General features: G+C 41.6%; 16 protein-coding genes. 2 read left to right on the forward strand and 14 right to left on the reverse strand.

All coding sequences use genetic code 11. The features are described from left to right. Positions 1-21 precede the first annotated feature (21 nt). On the forward strand, positions 22-636 hold the full coding sequence (gene recU / locus P5G49_RS14700; protein ID WP_301244950.1) for a Holliday junction resolvase RecU: 615 nt from the start codon (positions 22-24) through the stop codon (positions 634-636). 19 nt (positions 637-655) lie between these two features. Beyond that, entirely contained in the window at positions 656-3,304 is a 2,649-nt protein-coding gene (locus tag P5G49_RS14705; RefSeq protein ID WP_301244952.1) for a transglycosylase domain-containing protein, read from the forward strand. 30 nt (positions 3,305-3,334) lie between these two features. Here P5G49_RS14705 and P5G49_RS14710 read toward each other — a convergent pair whose 3' ends face one another. The 14 genes from P5G49_RS14710 to bshA all read right to left on the reverse strand — a co-directional run bounded on the left by P5G49_RS14710 (position 3,335) and on the right by bshA (position 17,034). Continuing rightward, positions 3,335-3,661, reverse strand: coding sequence for a YpoC family protein (locus P5G49_RS14710; RefSeq protein WP_301244954.1), 327 nt, complete (start codon positions 3,659-3,661; stop codon positions 3,335-3,337). Positions 3,662-3,683: 22 nt separating this feature from the next. Next, on the reverse strand, positions 3,684-4,334 hold the full coding sequence (gene nth / locus P5G49_RS14715; RefSeq protein ID WP_301244956.1) for an endonuclease III: 651 nt from the start codon (positions 4,332-4,334) through the stop codon (positions 3,684-3,686). Positions 4,335-4,344: 10 nt separating this feature from the next. Further along, positions 4,345-5,052: a DnaD domain-containing protein gene (locus P5G49_RS14720; RefSeq protein ID WP_301244958.1), complete on the reverse strand. Its 708-nt coding sequence runs from the start codon at positions 5,050-5,052 to the stop codon at positions 4,345-4,347. Positions 5,053-5,083: 31 nt separating this feature from the next. Continuing rightward, a complete protein-coding gene (gene asnS, locus P5G49_RS14725) occupies positions 5,084-6,379 on the reverse strand; it encodes an asparagine--tRNA ligase (RefSeq protein ID WP_301244959.1) in 1,296 nt (431 codons plus the stop codon). A 24-nt stretch (positions 6,380-6,403) separates the two neighbouring features. After that, on the reverse strand, positions 6,404-7,597 hold the full coding sequence (locus P5G49_RS14730) for a pyridoxal phosphate-dependent aminotransferase (protein ID WP_301244960.1): 1,194 nt from the start codon (positions 7,595-7,597) through the stop codon (positions 6,404-6,406). 45 nt (positions 7,598-7,642) lie between these two features. Further along, positions 7,643-8,122: a cell wall elongation regulator TseB-like domain-containing protein gene (locus tag P5G49_RS14735; protein ID WP_301244961.1), complete on the reverse strand. Its 480-nt coding sequence runs from the start codon at positions 8,120-8,122 to the stop codon at positions 7,643-7,645. Between the two features lie 68 nt (positions 8,123-8,190). Further along, positions 8,191-10,965, reverse strand: a complete 2,775-nt coding sequence (gene dinG, locus P5G49_RS14740; RefSeq protein WP_301244963.1) for an ATP-dependent DNA helicase DinG — start codon at positions 10,963-10,965, stop codon at positions 8,191-8,193. A 42-nt stretch (positions 10,966-11,007) separates the two neighbouring features. Continuing rightward, the gene (locus tag P5G49_RS14745; RefSeq protein WP_301244964.1) at positions 11,008-11,280 is read right to left on the reverse strand and encodes a hypothetical protein; all 273 of its coding nucleotides are present in this window, start codon (positions 11,278-11,280) and stop codon (positions 11,008-11,010) included. 84 nt (positions 11,281-11,364) lie between these two features. After that, entirely contained in the window at positions 11,365-11,745 is a 381-nt protein-coding gene (gene panD / locus P5G49_RS14750; protein WP_301244965.1) for an aspartate 1-decarboxylase, read from the reverse strand. A gap of 16 nt (positions 11,746-11,761) precedes the next feature. Continuing rightward, entirely contained in the window at positions 11,762-12,616 is an 855-nt protein-coding gene (gene panC / locus P5G49_RS14755) for a pantoate--beta-alanine ligase (protein WP_435877222.1), read from the reverse strand. Next, positions 12,603-13,451 carry a 3-methyl-2-oxobutanoate hydroxymethyltransferase gene (panB, locus tag P5G49_RS14760; protein ID WP_301244966.1) on the reverse strand — a complete coding sequence of 283 codons (849 nt, stop codon included), beginning with the start codon at positions 13,449-13,451 and terminating at the stop codon, positions 12,603-12,605. The genes panC and panB overlap by 14 nt, the downstream gene beginning before the upstream one ends. Before the next feature lie 304 nt (positions 13,452-13,755). Next, the gene (locus P5G49_RS14765) at positions 13,756-14,736 is read right to left on the reverse strand and encodes a biotin--[acetyl-CoA-carboxylase] ligase (protein WP_301244967.1); all 981 of its coding nucleotides are present in this window, start codon (positions 14,734-14,736) and stop codon (positions 13,756-13,758) included. Beyond that, the gene (locus P5G49_RS14770; protein ID WP_301244970.1) at positions 14,714-15,901 is read right to left on the reverse strand and encodes a CCA tRNA nucleotidyltransferase; all 1,188 of its coding nucleotides are present in this window, start codon (positions 15,899-15,901) and stop codon (positions 14,714-14,716) included. Before P5G49_RS14770 ends, P5G49_RS14765 begins: the two co-directional genes overlap by 23 nt. Then, on the reverse strand, positions 15,898-17,034 hold the full coding sequence (gene bshA, locus P5G49_RS14775; protein ID WP_301244972.1) for an N-acetyl-alpha-D-glucosaminyl L-malate synthase BshA: 1,137 nt from the start codon (positions 17,032-17,034) through the stop codon (positions 15,898-15,900). The genes P5G49_RS14770 and bshA overlap by 4 nt, the downstream gene beginning before the upstream one ends. Positions 17,035-17,037 lie beyond the last annotated feature (3 nt).

The raw sequence follows: 17,037 nt of genomic DNA on the forward strand, positions 1-17,037 counted from the left end.
TAGTGATACGAGGTGGTAGCTTTGACGATACGTTATCCGAATGGGAAAAAATATATTCCGGCTCAGCAGTTGGAAAGTGGAAAAAGGTCGAATCCTTCGTTCAGCAACAGGGGGAAAACGCTTGAAGATGAATTGAACGATACCAATGAATATTATTTGTCCAACAATATAGCTGTCATCCATAAAAAACCCGTCCCAATCCAGGTCGTACATGTGAAATATCCCGCCCGTAGTGCTGCCGTCATTACTGAAGCTTATTTCAGATCTCCTTCAACGACAGATTATAACGGAGTGTGGAACGGTAAATACATTGACTTTGAAGCTAAAGAAACTAAAAATCGCACTTCATTCCCTTTGCAAAATATTCATGAACACCAAGTAGAGCATATGAGGAAAGTGTCAGAGCAAAATGGCATTGCATTTCTTTTGGTGAAATTCACCGTTTTAGATCGTTATTTTATCGTTCCGTATGAGTACTTCGAAAAAAAATGGGAAAGAATGATAGAAGGCGGCAGAAAATCTATAACACTCTCTGAAATTGAAGAGATGTCCATAGAAATAAGCGCAGGATATAATCCAAGGCTTGACTACCTATCGGCATTGGAAAAACTCCAAAATACTATTAAAACGAATTGATTGAAAGGCAGGAAAAACTATGAGTGATAAAATTAATTCCCGTGCAGCCCGCCGTCAACAAATGGAAGCGGAACGCAAACGCGGAAAAAATAAAAAGCCGAAGAAAAATGGAAATATCATCAAGAAAATTATTTTAGCCATAGTTGCTATCGGACTTGCGGTGTTTGTCGGTGGTTTAGGACTCTTCGCATTTTATGCAAGCAGTGCACCCGATTTAGATGAAAGCTTATTGAAAGATCCCCTTACAAGCAATATCGCCGATCGTAATGGAGATGTTTTCATGAAATTAGGTGCCGAAAAGCGCGAGTTCGTACCATACAACGAAATACCGAAAGAGTTGGAAAATGCAATTCTTGCTACAGAGGATGTACGTTTCTACAAACATCATGGCATGGATTTTTGGAGACTAGGCGGAGCTGTGTTAGCCAACTTTAAAAGCGGATTCGGTTCGCAAGGAGCATCAACATTGACTCAACAAGTCATTAAGAACTCCTTCCTGACCGATGAGAAAACTTTAAAACGAAAAGCACAAGAAGCATGGCTTGCTTTCAAATTGGAAAGAGAATATGAAAAAGAAGATATTTTTGAAATGTACTTCAATAAAATCCTAATGTCTGGCAGGATTCATGGTATTGGTACTGCCGCAGAATATTTCTATGGAAAGAAGTTAGATGAACTTGAACTTCATGAAATGGCAATGTTAGCCGGCTTACCACAATCGCCAAATGGATATAACCCGTTCAAAAATCCTGAACGAGCAGAAAAACGTCGTAACACAGTTCTGACATTGATGTACAAACATAAAAAAATAACAAAAGAACAAATGGAAGAAGCAAAAGCTATTCCTGTTACTCAGACACTGGTTCCAGAAGATCAACGAGATGAGAATACAAATTCTCAATATCTTGCTTATGTGGATATCGTTTTAGACGAACTTGAAGCTGCCGGAATGATGGATCTTCTATCTGAAGGTGTCACAATCCAAACTGCGCTTGACCCAAAAGCACAGCAAGCAGTTGAAAGAGCTATCAATTCAGATATTTACGAATCTGATGAAATGCAAGCAGGGATGACTGTTTTGGATACAAAAACAGGTGAAATTGTTGCAATCGGTGGCGGTCGTAACTTTACTGGTCGAAACCTGAACTTCGCTTCTGGGGATAATCGAAGGCAGCCTGGCTCTATTATCAAACCAATCCTTTCATACGGTCCAATTATCGAACATGAAAGCTGGTCCACTGCCCATACCGTCGTTGACGAACCATATAAATATAAAGGAACAAATATATCACTCCGCAACGTTGACGGTAAATTCTTAGGCCCGATTTCGGCAAGAGAAGCATTGTACAAATCAAGGAATATCCCTGCTGTAAAAGTTTTTGAAGAGGTCGGACCAAAAAGAGCGGCTCAATTTGCTAACAAATTGGGGCTTTCATACGACAAGTTGGAATCCGTAATTGCAATTGGTGGTGGACGAGGCCAGTTTTCTACAATCGAGATGGCAGGCGCATATTCTGCTTTCGGAAACGGGGGCATCTATACGAAACCCCACGCGGTTAAAAACGTAATTTTAAGAGATGGGAAAACAAAAGTAAATCTCTCCCCTGACCCGGTAACTGTCATGAAAGATTCTACAGCATATATGGTTACGGATATTTTAAGAGATGTAGTCACATTAGGGACTGGAAAAACAGCAAATGTATCCGGTTTAGATATGGCTGGAAAGACAGGCACGACAAACTATGATGCCGATACGAAAAAGAAACTTGGTTTGAGAAACACCGATGTTCCGGATAGTTGGTTCACCGGATATACAACAGAATACACAATATCTGTTTGGGGAGGTTATAAAAAACCCTCAACTCCAATTACAACTTTCGATCGTGGTCGCTATGTACCTCAAATACTTTTCAGAAAAGTAATGACTGATCTTGTCGCTGGCAAAAAGACGCCACATTTCAAACAACCAAGCTCTGTGGAACAGGCGACAATTGTCAAAGGTTCAAATCCGACAATCCTTGCGAGCAAGTCAACGCCAGATGCACTCAAGAGCACGGAACTATTTGTTCGCGGTACCGTTCCAACAGAGATGGATAAGGAAATCCTAACTGAGTTGGATGCACCATCCGGATTATCGGCGGATTACGACAATGAATCAAATTCAGTAATACTTAACTGGACTCATAATGGTCCAGATACTGAACTCCTTCTTGGACCAGTACAGTTTGAAGTTTCTGTTGCAGTAGACGGTAGCGAAGCACAAACAATGACTACGACTACCGATCAAACAGTGACATTCTCCAATGTTGAATTAGGTCGTACTTACGTCTTCTATGTTAAAGCAATCGCTGGAGACATTGAAAGTAGTCCTGCATCCACTTCAGTAATGATTGAGGGGAAAAAGGAACCAGGATTCGACAATGAAGATGGAGATAAAGGCAATGAAGATGATGGAGAAAATAAGAATAACGGAAACGATAATGACAAGAATAACAATGGAAACAAGGGTGACAATGGAAACAAAGGAAATAACGGAAACAATGGCAACAATAGCGGTTCAGATAACTCCACGGATGAAGGCTCCGGCGACTCTGGAAATGCCGGAGATGATACAGGTTCCGGAGATGACGGCAAACCGGACGACGGAACCGATGGTGGCGGTCAATAAAAAACAAAGCCGGTAAAGGATCAATATCCTTTACCGGCTTTTTATCATATTCCTAGCCAATAGGCTAACAGCTTTTTTATTCGCTTCGGTATATAAGGCGTCTAATTGAATATAAGCAAACTCCCTATTCAGCCTCCCACGGATGAAATCTAAACGTTCCCTTCCATTCAATGGTTCAATGACTTCTGATGGATCATCAATAGCATGAGCCACAATATTCACGAATGAACCTATCATTTCAGTATAGTTATCAACTGCCAACTCCATCAGATTCTCTACTTTTGAATCCCTTTGTTTAAATGCAGTCGCAATTTTTTCATTCAACCAAATCCAGTTATTCCAATATAAATTTAACATTTCACGTTCTCTCGTTTTGGAATTAGGCAAGTTTTTTCATCCGTTTCTTCCCTTCCCTACACAAAGGTAAAAGTGGACATTCCGGACAGGCAGGGTTTTGCGCTTTGCAGTGATATCTTCCAAAAAAGATAATTTGATGATGTGTATCAGTCCATTTTTCCATAGGAGTCCAACGCATGATTTTTTCTTCCACCATAAGTGGAGAGTCTTTCCAACGATTCATGCCAAGCCGTTTTGCGACTCGCTCCACATGCGTGTCAACAGCCATAGCAGGAACCCCAAATGCATTTGAAACTACAACATTTGCTGTTTTTCTTCCTACACCGGGGAAAGTGGTCAGTAAATCACGATCAGCAGGAACTTCCCCATTGAATAGATCAATAAGGATAGCACTTAATGCTTGAATATTTTTCGCTTTATTTCTGTATAAACCGATTGAGCGGATATCATTTTGCAATTCTTCAATCTCAACCGATAGATAGTCTTCCGGTGTTTTATATTTACGAAATAAGTCAGCTGTTACCCGATTCACAAGAACATCCGTGCATTGTGCGGAAAGTAAAGTTGCAACAAGAAGCTCAAAAGGATTATCATGCACTAATTCACAATGTGCATCAGGAAACATTTTGCCGATTTCTTCAAGGCAGATTTCCCATTCTTTCTTTGTCAACATGTCCCATCACCTATTCCCGTTCTTCCAACCAATTATAAAATGGCACCTTCTTAACGCTACTATCTTGTTTTTGTGCAGGACGTACAATTGCCGTCCTGAATGTTTTGGATTGCTTTTCTACATCAGACAATGTTTTTATATTCTTCTTCTTCCACTCGAATAGAATTCTATCAATGTACCGTAAACTTAGTTTTTGGGCGAGTACTGCTTCTTTTAATGCAGCCCTAATAATTTGAGTGGTATGACCATCCTCATCCAACCACATAGTGATTGTTTCACATTCCATCGGGGATAGCAGTCGTCCAAATTCTTGTTCAAACAACGTGAAAATTTCTCCTTCGTCATTCTGAGATATTTCCTCTTCAACGTTATTCTTTTCGGCAAGAGCAATAGTTACAAGTCTATCCCATAATGAATGCATGGAAATTTGTTCATAAAGAACTCCATTGGAATCTTGGTCTTGCTTGATTTCTAGTAACCCTCGTTGCATGAGCCGCTGTAGTATTTCTGATACTTGATTGACATTCAAATGCATTCTTCCGGCAAGTTCCAACGGCGTTGGAAACTGTGAACCATTCGATTGAAATGCAAGCATATGCATGATTAACATTGCATCCAAATCTTTTATATCCAAAGCTTTATAATGCTGAAAAAAGAGCTGGGAAATGGTTAGATTTCCCTGCTCAATCCAAATTCGGAGCCGTTCTTCGTCTTGCATTCCGAACACCTCACTATATATATCTTATCAATTAAGGGTACAAACGATTTAACAGACGTGGGAATGGGATTGTCTCTCTGACATGCTCCACTCCTGAAATCCAAGCGACTGTCCGCTCTAAACCTAACCCGAAGCCGGAGTGTGGAACTGCACCATATTTACAAAGATCCAAATACCATTCGTATGCGGCTTCATCTAAATTATGGTCTTGAATACGTTGCTTCATCAATTCATAATCATAAATACGCTCAGAACCGCCGATGATTTCCCCATAGCCTTCCGGAGCGATCAAATCAGCGCAAAGGACAACATCGTCGCGATCCGGATGCGGCTGCATATAGAACGATTTAATATCTTTCGGATAATGAGTGATGAAAACTGGCATATCGAAGTTTTCAGCAATCGCTGTTTCATGCGGAGCACCGAAATCATCGCCCCATTCAATATCGTCAAACCCTTTTTCGTGCAGGAACTTAATTGCATCATCATAAGTGATACGAGGGAATGGCGCTTGGATTTTTTCAAGCTTCGACAAATCCCTGCCAAGCCTTTCTAGTTCCAATGGGCAGTTTTGCAATACGGATTGGACGATATGCGACACATACTGCTCTTGGATTTCCAAGCTTTCCTCGTGTTGCACGAATGCCATTTCAGGTTCAATCATCCAGAATTCAATCAAATGGCGGCGTGTTTTTGATTTTTCCGCACGGAATGTTGGTCCGAATGAAAATACCTTACCAAGAGCCATTGCTGCGGCTTCCATATAGAGCTGACCGGATTGTGATAAATAAGCGTCTTCATCAAAGTATTTTGTATGGAATAATTCCGTCGTTCCTTCAGGTGAAGATCCAGTCAAAATCGGTGGATCAATTTTCACAAAGCCATTCATATGGAAAAATTCATAAGTTGAACGGATGATTTCATCACGAATTTTCATAACTGCATGTTGCTTGCGTGAACGAAGCCATAAATGTCTGTGATCCATTAGGAATTCAGTTCCATGTTCCTTTGGCGTAATTGGATAATCTACAGCGTCATTGATAATTTCAACATCCTTCACTTGCAATTCAACGCCAAAGGAAGAACGTTCATCTTCCGTCACTTCAGCCGTGACATAAAGAGATGACTCCTGATGGAGGGATTTAGCCTTGGAAAAAACCTCTTCCCCTACAACTTCTTTTACAACTACTCCTTGAACAAAGCCAGAGCCGTCACGAAGTTGAAGGAATGCGATTTTTCCGCTTGATCGTTTGTTCGATAACCATGCACCGATGCGAACAGTTTCCCCCACGTGATCGGGCATTTCGTGAATCATAATTGTTTTCATAAGTACCTCCGTCAATATCTACTATTATTCTTTCCAATTCGTTTCTACATATGAATGAATCCGTTTTACTGCTTCTTCTAACAAGTCAATAGATGTTGCATAAGATAATCGGATTGTTTCAGGCGAGCCGAAGCCCGAACCCGGGATGACCGCCACTTTTGCTTCAGTCAATAATGCGGAAGCAAAATCATCAACCGAAGAAAATCCTGTCTTTTCAGCTGCTTCAGAAACTTCAGGTAGCAAATAGAAAGCACCTTGAGGCTTGATAACCTTGAAGCCGGGGATGGCCTTAAGTTGAGGATAAATACGGTCAAGTCTCAATTCGAAGTCTTTTCTCATAACCTCAACGGTATCCTGAGGTCCATTATAGGCCTCTATCGCCGCATATTGCGAAGTTGTTGTCGGATTCGACGTTGAGTGGCTTGCTAAGTTGGTCATTGCACTGACGACTTCCCGATTACCGGCAATGTAACCGATTCTCCAACCAGTCATCGAGTGGGATTTCGATACCCCATTGATAATGAAGGTTCTTTCCTTTGCATCTTCTGAAAGCTGTGCAATCGATACATGTCTCTCGCCGCCATAGATAAGTTTTTCATAGATTTCGTCCGAAATGATCCAAATATCCTTTTCTTTACAAACAATCGCGATTTGACGAAGTTCTTCATCGGAATAAATCATCCCGGTTGGATTACCCGGAGAATTTATAATGATCGCTTTCGTTTTTGGTGAGACTGCTGCACTTATCTGCTCTGCAGTGACCTTGAATTGTGTTTCAGGGGAACTCTTCACAAATACAGGAACACCGCCTGCCAATTTGACCTGCTCTGGGTAACTAACCCAGTAAGGTGTTGGAATGATAACCTCATCACCCGGATCTAATAGTACTTGGAACAGCGTATAAAGTACATGCTTTGCTCCAATGCCAATCATTATCTCCTGACGTGTGTAATCCAAATGCTGGTCTTTTTTCAGTTTTGCTATAACAGCATCCTTCAAAGCTAATAAACCGCCAGAAGGAGTGTATTTTGTCTTACCTTCCTTCATGGAGTCATAGGCTGCGTCAAGTATGTTTGCAGGAGTATTATAATCAGGTTCACCGGCCCCGAGGCCAATTACATCAATCCCTGATTCCTTCATTTCTTTTGCTTTCGCAGTGATGGCCAAAGTCGATGATGGAGATAATGTATTCACCCTAACAGCTAATTTCTTTGTCATTGGATTGTTCCCCCTTGTATCTTTTTCCGATGAATGGACAAGTTATTATAAATTTAAAATACGTTTCCACCATTCGCCATTCTCAAAGAATACATATACATAATTCAGCTTGCCGTTTTCACTTTTAAATGCGACTTCCCATACAGGGTGACCTTCTTCCAAACCTAAGGCTACATGCAGAATCTTCTTCATTTGAAGTTCGGATTTGACGGTTTCAACTGCTGTTTGCGCATCAATTCCGTCTTTTAATACCACTTCATCAAGTACTTTTTCCGTTTTTTCATCAACGAATACCGCCTTTTTAATTCCGTCCGCATCTTTACCGTATACGGTTATCATCGAAATAGTCCCGTTATAAATCTCCGCATGGTCAACTGATTGCAGACTCCCGTTTTTCATGGCAATTGTTTCTGCCTTATTCTGAACGGAAGAAAAAGGTTTATTCGCATTATATAAAACAATGACGGTGATGAAAAGTGTTAAGAAAAGAAGGAACGCTACGATGAATTTAACCCAATTCATCATATTGCATCATTTCCTATATACGAAAAAACAAATTCCAAAACTTCCCCATCCCGCTTTCTTTTGGATTCCTATTCATTATAACAATCTTCGAGGCTCTTCACCATATGTTCAAGTGACACGTTCTTGATGGGAACCGAAGGCAAAGCATTCAAAAAGCTCTTTCCATAAGACTTCGTTTCAATTCGCCTATCTAAAATGATGAAAAAACCTCTATCTTCCGACGAACGGATCAACCTTCCAAACCCTTGACGGAAACGTAAAATCGCTTCTGGCAACGCTAAATCAGTAAAAGGGTTTACACCAATGGCATTCAACTTTTCTGCACGTGCCTTGAATATCATCTCGTCAGGCGAAGTGAAAGGTAGTCGTACAATAATCACGGCGGACAAGGCCTCGCCAGGGACATCGACACCTTCCCAAAAACTATTCGTACCAAATAAAACCGATTTATCAAATTGGCGAAACGATTTCAACAGCTTTAACCGGCTGCCAGAACTGACACCCTGTGCAATTAACGCATATTCACTTAGTAATTCACTATCTAAGATCAATTCATAAGTTTTTCTAAGCATATCTTGAGAAGTGAATAAAACAAACAACCTGCCTCCAGTCGCAATCACTGTTTGTACGACCGCATCCGCCACGGCTTCAATATAGTCGTTTTGTGATACGTGTTGAATGGAGGGCATATCGTCAACAATGAATATAGCCGCCTTATCATAAAATTGACGAGGTGCCGCAAAAGATTTAATAGGAACACCATCCGATATGCCTAACTGCTGTGCAACAAACCGTTCATTATTTTTTATTGTCATTGTACCTGATGTCCATACTATACCGATTTTCTCCTGATTCATCCGTGTTGTGAATTCCTTTATCAAAACGGATGCATCAATAGGGCTTTTTACGATATTCAGACTGCCTGGCAGGCTCCGTTTGTCTTTTTCAATCCATACTGTGAAATTCTCATTGCTATCATCTAAAAATATTTCGACCCATTCTCCTGCTTTAATCTTCAATTCCCTTAGCCAATATTCCCATTCTGCAAGAAGTGCTTCTTCCTTCTTCGACATTTTTGGTTTATGGACCTCTAATTGTGTTTGGATGGTTTGGACTGACTCTATATAATCAGACATTTTTTCAGCTACTCTTGCAAAAATCGGTTCATCCCTTACTTCAGCAAGTGCAAATACTACCCGGTTTCCGTGTTGTCCACCGCGGGTTTTAGGTCGATGGCTGGACAATAGAAAAGCAACTTTGTCAAAAACACTGGTAAATTGATCATATGAGTAGGCAAGCTGATTAACGATTTGCTGACCAAAATTACTGAATCGATTGTGTAGCTTTATTATTTTATGCAGAAGCTGGCCCTCTGCGTCAGACCCTATTTGGCCAATGACATATTTCCAATTCATATAGGATAGGACGATTTCATTAGAGCGTACAGCTGTATGAATGAATTGATGAGCTTCATCAATAATTAAGCCTGAATACGAATGGAGAATTCTCTGTTCACGTTGTGAATCGGACAATAGCATGGAATGATTCGTAATCACTAAATTGGTTTTACTGCATGCATCCATCATTTTTTGATGGTAGTCCGCTACCTTTTCATCTTCCGACATTTTGGAATTTCGTTTTCGGATACGATCTATAAAGAGCTGTCCGCCACCAGAAACATTCAATTCATTTAGATCACCAGTACCTGTCTCTGTTAACCAGACAAGAATCTGCATGATTGTGAAAGTCTCATCATATGACTCATCGGTTATACGTAGTAGTTCTTCAAACTTACCAAGCGATATATACTGCTCCTTTCCTTTCAGAACGGCCGCAGTACAATCGATATCCAATATGTCACGAATCCGCTGCACTTCATCTTCAAGGATTTTATCTACCAAATGGTTTGTAAATGTACTAATGACAACCGGTTTACCCGTTTGAAAGGAGTGGATTGCTGCTGGTAATAAATAACCCACGGTCTTACCAATCCCTGTCGGTACCTCTGCGATAACTTCGGTGGATGACTGTAAGGCATTCCAAGCTGTATCCATGAATTCCAGTTGGGGCTTTCTATATTCAAAGGAAGGATAGCCTTTCTCTAATAACTGGATTTTTTCATCTTCCTGAATAGGAAACATCGTTCGAAGAGCAACAGATTCAACTGTTTTTTTAACATCGCGATATGGAATTCCTCTGAACAGCGGTAATTTTACGGATTTATTATCCTGCCTGACGGATTTCAAGGCTTCATAAAATAATGAAGAAATATCGGAACGTAAAGAAAACGATCGCCTGTGAAGGAGGTTCAATGTCTCTTCAGGCAATGAATGCAATTTAGACAGCGCTGCCAATAGTAAGTGTGCGGTTGCCTCCGCATCATCATCTGCTCGGTGTGCGGTTGGAAGTGGGATATTCAAATCCTCCGCTAAATCCTGCAATCTGTAGCTTGAAGATGATGGGAATAGGATTTTTGATAATTCGACTGTGTCAATTTTTTTACCGGACCAAGTCGGAACTTTACACCGTTTGAATTCGCTTTGTAGGAATGACAGGTCAAAGTCGGTATTATGTGCGACAAATACGGTTCCTTGAAGTAGATCGGAAACTTCTTGGGCGATTTGTTCAAATGAGGGGGCTGAGGCGACCTCCTTATCCGTAATTGAAGTCAATTGTTGGATAAATGAAGGGATATCACGCCCAGGGTTAACAAAACGGGCATATTTACGAGAGATGGCCCCATTCTCTATGAAGACAATTGCGATTTGGATGACGCGGTCACCTTTTAGAGGAGAGTGTCCGGTTGTTTCTAAATCGACAACTGCGTATGTACGGTTATCCATTCAATCATCAACTTCCTGTATCGAATACTACAGCAGATTGTATCATATTCTGGCACTGGATTGCTTAATTAGGTGTTCATTCAGTGATAAAGTTTTATCACTAAACGTTGGCCAGTTGATTTGCGCTTCAGGCGGACGCTTTCCGGGGGGCTGGCGGTAAGCCTCCTCGTCCGTTTCGCTTCGCTTCACTCCCTGTGGGGTCTTACCTGTCCCGCTTATCCCCCAGGAAAAGCTGTCACGAAGAACGGCTTTTGCGAACAAAAGCGAAGCGTTGAGAGCACATCTTTGCATTTCGCCGCCTTTCGCTTCAATCAACAGAAATTCCTATTACTAATAAAATCGCAAATCTAAAAGCTGATGAGATTGAGTTAACAATTCCATCAGCTCTTAGCTTACTTCTTATGCAATTATACCAGGAGCTTCTTTTATTACTTCTTTGATACTATTCTTTTCATCCATTAGGAGGACTGTCGGTTGGTGGGTTTTGGCTTCTTCGTTTGAAACGTATACGTAAGAAATGATGATGACAATATCACCCGGTTGGACTAATCTTGCTGCTGCACCGTTCACGCATATTTCGCCAGTGCCCCGTTCTCCCGCGATGATGTATGTTTCAAATCGGGCACCATTGTTGTTATTGACGATATGGACCTTTTCATTTGGCAGCATTCCTGCTGCGTCTAAAAGGTCACTGTCAATTGTGATGCTTCCTACATAATTGAGGTTTGCCTCCGTGACAGTTGCTCTGTGTAATTTACTATTCATCATCATTCGGAACATATGGACCATCCTTTGTTTACATAATAATATTATCTATCAATCTGGTCTTTGAGAATTTCACGGCAACAGCTAAAATGACTTCATTGGTCTCACTTGTTATTGGCTGAAGGCTTGGGTACGACAATAACTTAACATAGTCAATCTCCCCCACGCTGCCACCTGTAATAAAGTTTGCTACTTCCTTTTCAATTTGCACAGGTTTTAAGCCGTTCGAATAGAGCTCGGCGCCTTTTATCAAAGCTTGTTGGATAATCGGTGCTTGGTTGCGCTCTTCAGGTGTTAAGTTTACGTTCCGTGAACTTTTAGCCAGGCCGTCGTCTTCACGGACAATAGGAACACGCACAATTTTTGTCCGCAGGTTAAAATCACGGACAAACGTTTCAATGATAGCAAGCTGTTGTGCATCTTTCATCCCGAAATAGGAGCGATCAGGGTCTACGATGTTAAAAAGCTTTAATACAACTTTCAAAACACCATCAAAATGCCCTGGTCTCGATGCGCCACAAAGTTCGTCAGCTTGGGGACCTGGCAAAATACGAATCCCACCGTCGAACGGATACATTTCTTGCACGGATGGGATGAATACGAAATCTACACCGGCTTCTTCTGCCAATGTAATATCTCTATCAAGGTCGCGTGGATAGGATTCAAAATCTTCCCCAGGTCCAAATTGTGCAGGATTCACAAAGATGCTCATCATAACAATGTCATTTTGCTCTATTGCATGTTTTACAAGTGAAAGATGTCCTTCATGCAAAAAGCCCATTGTCGGTACGAAGCCAACTGTTTTACCTGCTTTTTTATTGATCAACTGCTGAAGTTCTTCAATCGTTTCTACAACTATTATGCTTTTTCTTTCAGTATTTAGCATCCTGCAATCCTCCGTAAAGTGCCACCAGTTCATCTTCTTTCATCGTAAAGCGATGTGCTTCTGATGGGAATGCCCCAGATTTGACCTCCGAAACGTATTCTTCCAATCCAGCCCGAATATCGTCCCCGACATTGGCATAGGTTTCGACAAATTTCGGTATATGATGGTTTCCGTATTTAACCGTATCATGGAAAACAAGCACTTGCCCGTCTGTTCCTGCCCCAGCTCCGATGCCGATTGTCGGTACTGAAACTGCTTTTGAAACTTGCTCCCCCAATTGGTATGGTATGCATTCCAATACGATCATACAAGCACCGGCTGCTTCACAAGCAACTGCATCACGGATAAGTTGCTCTGCAGCCGCCGCGGTTTTTCCTTGAACTTTGTAACCGCCTTCAACTGCAGCAGACTGAGGCAATAGACCAAGATGAGCCACAACTGGGATTCCTGTACTTGTCAAAAGTTGAATTGTGTCAATCACTTTACCGGATCCTTCCAATTTCAAGGCGTTAGCACCCGTCTCCTGGAAAATACGAACTGCGGCTTCCAATGTTCGATCCTCGGATCCATGATAAGAACCGAAGGGCATATCGACAACAACAAAAGTCTCTTTCGCTCCCCTTCTTACCGCTTTCCCATGATGAATCATATCATCGACTGTTACAGCGGCTGTCGTATCGTAGCCCAATACAACCATGCCCAATGAGTCCCCCACAAGGATGACATCAATCCCGGCTTGTTCCGCTAACTGTGCTGATGGATGATCGTAGGCAGTCAGCATAACAACCTTCTCGTTTTTTTGTTTCATTTTCTTAAAATCAGCTGTACTTTTCATTCTTCCCCACTCCCTTTCGATTTAATTGAAAGGAGAAAACCGAAAATAAAACCCTTCATGCCAAAAATGGACAGAAGGGTTGTGTTGGTTAGCTAATGGTTTCCTCCGTCCCTGTCTTTCGCAAGATCAAGGCAGATGCTATTGAATTGGGTGTTTCCTTTTTCTTACAGGTGCAGTTCCGATTGATACTGCCCTTCGCCATTACTATAGCAAATATAGCTATGTTTGTATATATTCTATTTTAAGTGAATTTGCATTCAAAAAAACAGGCAAAGGAAAACGCAATGTCTTCCCTTGCCTGCTGCTACTGTATCTGTATATCCGCCGAATAAATCCCTCTCACTGACCCATCATCCAATTGAAGTTCCAACAAACCTTCATCGGAAATACCTAATGCCGTTCCTTCAATCGTTTCGTTCAACATTACAGCGCGAATCCGTTTACCGGCTGTGTTAGAATACCCTTCCCATAACAGCTTGATCGGTCCGAAGCCGTGTTTTTCATACATTTTTGTATACTGTTCCAAATACCCTAAGATGCTGGTGATGAGTTTTGCACGGTCGATGTGCTGACCTGTTGCAATTTTCAACGATGTTGCAATCGATTGAAGTTCGTCTGGAAAATCGTCTTCTTCCTGATTGACGTTCATTCCTATCCCGATAATGATTGCCTTTACACGATCGGGATCTGCTTGCAATTCGGTTAGGATTCCCGTCATTTTTTTACCGTTTATCAATATATCATTGGGCCATTTAATTGTAGCTTCAATACCTGTGACTTCTTCGATAGCGCGGACAATTGCCACTGCTGCGACTAACGTCATTTGCGGTGCTTGCTGCGGCGTTAGTGTAGGCCGGATGACCAAACTCATCCAGATCCCTTTGCGTGCAGTTGAAGACCATGGTCGGTATAGTCTTCCCCGGCCTGCGGTCTGCTCTTCCGCGACTATCAGGGTCCCGTCAGGAACTCCTGCTTGCGCGGCGTCATGCGCTATCGGTTGAGTGGATTCTACGCTCTCGTAATAGTCAACACTTCTGCCGTAAGCCGATGTTTCAAGGTGGTTTAGGATATTGGCTGAATTTACCCGATCCGGTGAAGTAATAAGTGCGTATCCCCTTTTACGAATTGAAGTGATTTCATAGCCTTCCTCTTCAAATTCTTTAATGTATTTCCAAATGGCTGTCCTTGATAAGCCGTATTCATCCGCAAATTCCTGGCCGGAAACGGGTTGGCCTTCTGCTTCAAAAAGCCTTTTCAGTAATTCATTCTTGACGTTCGTATTCATTATGAAACCATTCCTTTATCTTTTCCATGTCATTTGGACATTTTCGATAGAGAACCGCCTCTTCTATTTTATCCATCCATTCGCCGAGCCATCTTCCACCTCTTTGCCCGGTCCATGCCATAAGGTCCCTGCCATCAACTTTCAGGTCGTCCCTTGATTTGATTGGCAATTCTTTATGCTTTTCGTATATTTCTTCCTCAGTAATTCCTAAGAGTGAAGGATGAATAGCTTGCCACAATTTTTCCGTTGCAATTAAAACTTCAAGATCAAAACGATAATAATGTTCTGTTGTAAATCGTCCTGCCTGTCTATTTTTGAATGCCTTTTGAACTGCAGATAAAAAATCCTTTTCCCGATTGGACAATTTATAGGCATTAGCAATTTCAATAGCAGTAAAGTGGCCACTCAGCAGTAAAGCAGACCAACCTTGCAAAGCAGATGTAAAGGGGGCGCAAGCAGATAATAGTTGAACATCTTCCGGAAATTTTGGTAGATGCTTTGATAAGTTAGACTCCACTATATAACTCAAAGCTTTTTGCGGTTCTGTCCCCATCCATAACTTGTCCATCTCAACTTTAATCCGTTCTACTGATACGTGGCGAATCGATTCTGCATTTCCATTGATTGCTTTGAGTGTGCTTTCCTCAATTTCAAAGCCCAATACGGAAGAAAAGCGTACAGCACGCACCATACGCAGGGCATCCTCTTCAAAACGATCGCTTGCATTGCCTACTGACCGTATCATACGTTTTTCAAGGTCTTCCCTTCCCCCGAACGGATCGACCAGTTCTCCTTCAAGGGTTAATGCGAGGGCGTTGATAGTAAAATCACGCCGCTGTAAGTCTTCCTTCAATGATTTGACGAATCTAACTTCATCGGGTCTTCGATGGTCGGTATATGTACTTTCTGTTCGATACGTCGTTACTTCAATCGGCTCATGATCCATCATAACAAGTACTGTTCCATGAGCAATACCGACATCTATCGTGTGCGGGAAGACGCTTTTCACTTCATCTGGAGATGCCGATGTTGCAATATCAATGTCTGAAGCATTCTTCCCCAATAGATAATCCCTTATAGAACCGCCGACAAAGACTGCTTCATGTCCGGCGTCCTCCAATTGCTGTATGACTTTTCGACTTTTAACTGTACCGAATGCATTCATTCCTTCGATCCCGCCACTTTGTAATAAAGTTTCTCGTACTGATTAACAATGGACGTTGAATCGAATTTTTCATGCACTGTACGCAAGGCATTTTCCCGGAATAGTTTATGTTTAACTGGATTTTGCAGTAGCCCAATTGCTTTCTCTGCAGCAGTTTTAACGTCACCCAATTCAACGAGGAAGCCGTTCTCCCCATCCTCAATAACTTCAGGTATGCCACCAATATTTGTTGCGATTGCGGGTACTCCACATGCAAAGCCTTCCAACAAGACAAGACCGAAAGCCTCTTTCTCCGACAATAGATACATAAGGTCACTGATTGCTAATAATTCCGGAAGGTCGTCACGTTTACCCGTGAAGATGATTTCCTTTTCCAACCCTTCGCGCCTTGCCTTTTCCATCATTTCAATCTTTTCCGGTCCTGTACCAACTAATACTAATTTCGAATCGATGGTTTGATTGATTATTTTAAAGCTGTCTATTATATCCCCTATTCTTTTCACACTTCTAAAATTGGATACATGAATAATGACCTTTTCTTCTTCTTGGATGCCTAATTCCTTTTTAAGCGAACCAGGATTGACTGGCTTGTATTTTTCCTCATCGATGAAGTTATAAATCGTTAATATCTCTTTGTCCGGCTCAATCAACGTAAATGTATCTCGGCGTAGGGATTCGGAGACAGCTGTTGTTATATCCGATTTCTCTATTCCATAACGGACGGTGTATTTAAGAGCAGGGTCATGTCCAAGCACTGTTACGTCTGTACCGTGCAACGTTGCAATCACGCCAATATCCGATTTTGCCATATCTTTGGCGAGCGCAGCTGAAATTGCATGCGGTACTGCGTAGTGAACATGTAATAAGTCAAGGTTTTCTTTCTGAATGACATGCGCAATCCGATTTGCGAGGGCGATGTCATAAGGTGGATATTTAAATACTGCATAGCCGTCTATTTTCACTTCGTGGAAATGAATATTCGGATGTGCGTCAAGTAAGCGGAACGGTTTTCCAGAAGAGATATAGTGCATCTCATGACCTTTCTCCGCCATTTTCATCCCAAGTTCAGTAGCAACAACACCTGAGCCTCCAAGTGATGGGTAACAAATTACACCGACTTTCAATTTACTCATTTA

The organism is Sporosarcina highlanderae, from assembly GCF_030433715.1.
GTDB lineage: Bacteria > Bacillota > Bacilli > Bacillales_A > Planococcaceae > Sporosarcina > Sporosarcina highlanderae.

What these genes read in the sequence shown, in the direction of transcription:
- P5G49_RS14735 (WP_301244961.1), bottom strand. Translation starts at nt 8,122, where the DNA reads ATGATGAATTGGGTTAAATTCATCGTAGCGTTCCTTCTTTTCTTAACA.
- nth (WP_301244956.1), bottom strand. Translation starts at nt 4,334, where the DNA reads ATGTTGACAAAGAAAGAATGGGAAATCTGCCTTGAAGAAATCGGCAAA.
- P5G49_RS14720 (WP_301244958.1), bottom strand. Translation starts at nt 5,052, where the DNA reads ATGCAAGACGAAGAACGGCTCCGAATTTGGATTGAGCAGGGAAATCTA.
- P5G49_RS14730 (WP_301244960.1), bottom strand. Translation starts at nt 7,597, where the DNA reads ATGACAAAGAAATTAGCTGTTAGGGTGAATACATTATCTCCATCATCG.
- panD (WP_301244965.1), bottom strand. Translation starts at nt 11,745, where the DNA reads ATGTTCCGAATGATGATGAATAGTAAATTACACAGAGCAACTGTCACG.
- dinG (WP_301244963.1), bottom strand. Translation starts at nt 10,965, where the DNA reads ATGGATAACCGTACATACGCAGTTGTCGATTTAGAAACAACCGGACAC.
- P5G49_RS14765 (WP_301244967.1), bottom strand. Translation starts at nt 14,736, where the DNA reads ATGAATACGAACGTCAAGAATGAATTACTGAAAAGGCTTTTTGAAGCA.
- P5G49_RS14770 (WP_301244970.1), bottom strand. Translation starts at nt 15,901, where the DNA reads ATGAATGCATTCGGTACAGTTAAAAGTCGAAAAGTCATACAGCAATTG.
- P5G49_RS14705 (WP_301244952.1), top strand. Translation starts at nt 656, where the DNA reads ATGAGTGATAAAATTAATTCCCGTGCAGCCCGCCGTCAACAAATGGAA.
- bshA (WP_301244972.1), bottom strand. Translation starts at nt 17,034, where the DNA reads ATGAGTAAATTGAAAGTCGGTGTAATTTGTTACCCATCACTTGGAGGC.
- P5G49_RS14710 (WP_301244954.1), bottom strand. Translation starts at nt 3,661, where the DNA reads ATGTTAAATTTATATTGGAATAACTGGATTTGGTTGAATGAAAAAATT.
- panB (WP_301244966.1), bottom strand. Translation starts at nt 13,451, where the DNA reads ATGAAAAGTACAGCTGATTTTAAGAAAATGAAACAAAAAAACGAGAAG.
- asnS (WP_301244959.1), bottom strand. Translation starts at nt 6,379, where the DNA reads ATGAAAACAATTATGATTCACGAAATGCCCGATCACGTGGGGGAAACT.
- panC (WP_435877222.1), bottom strand. Translation starts at nt 12,616, where the DNA reads ATGCTAAATACTGAAAGAAAAAGCATAATAGTTGTAGAAACGATTGAA.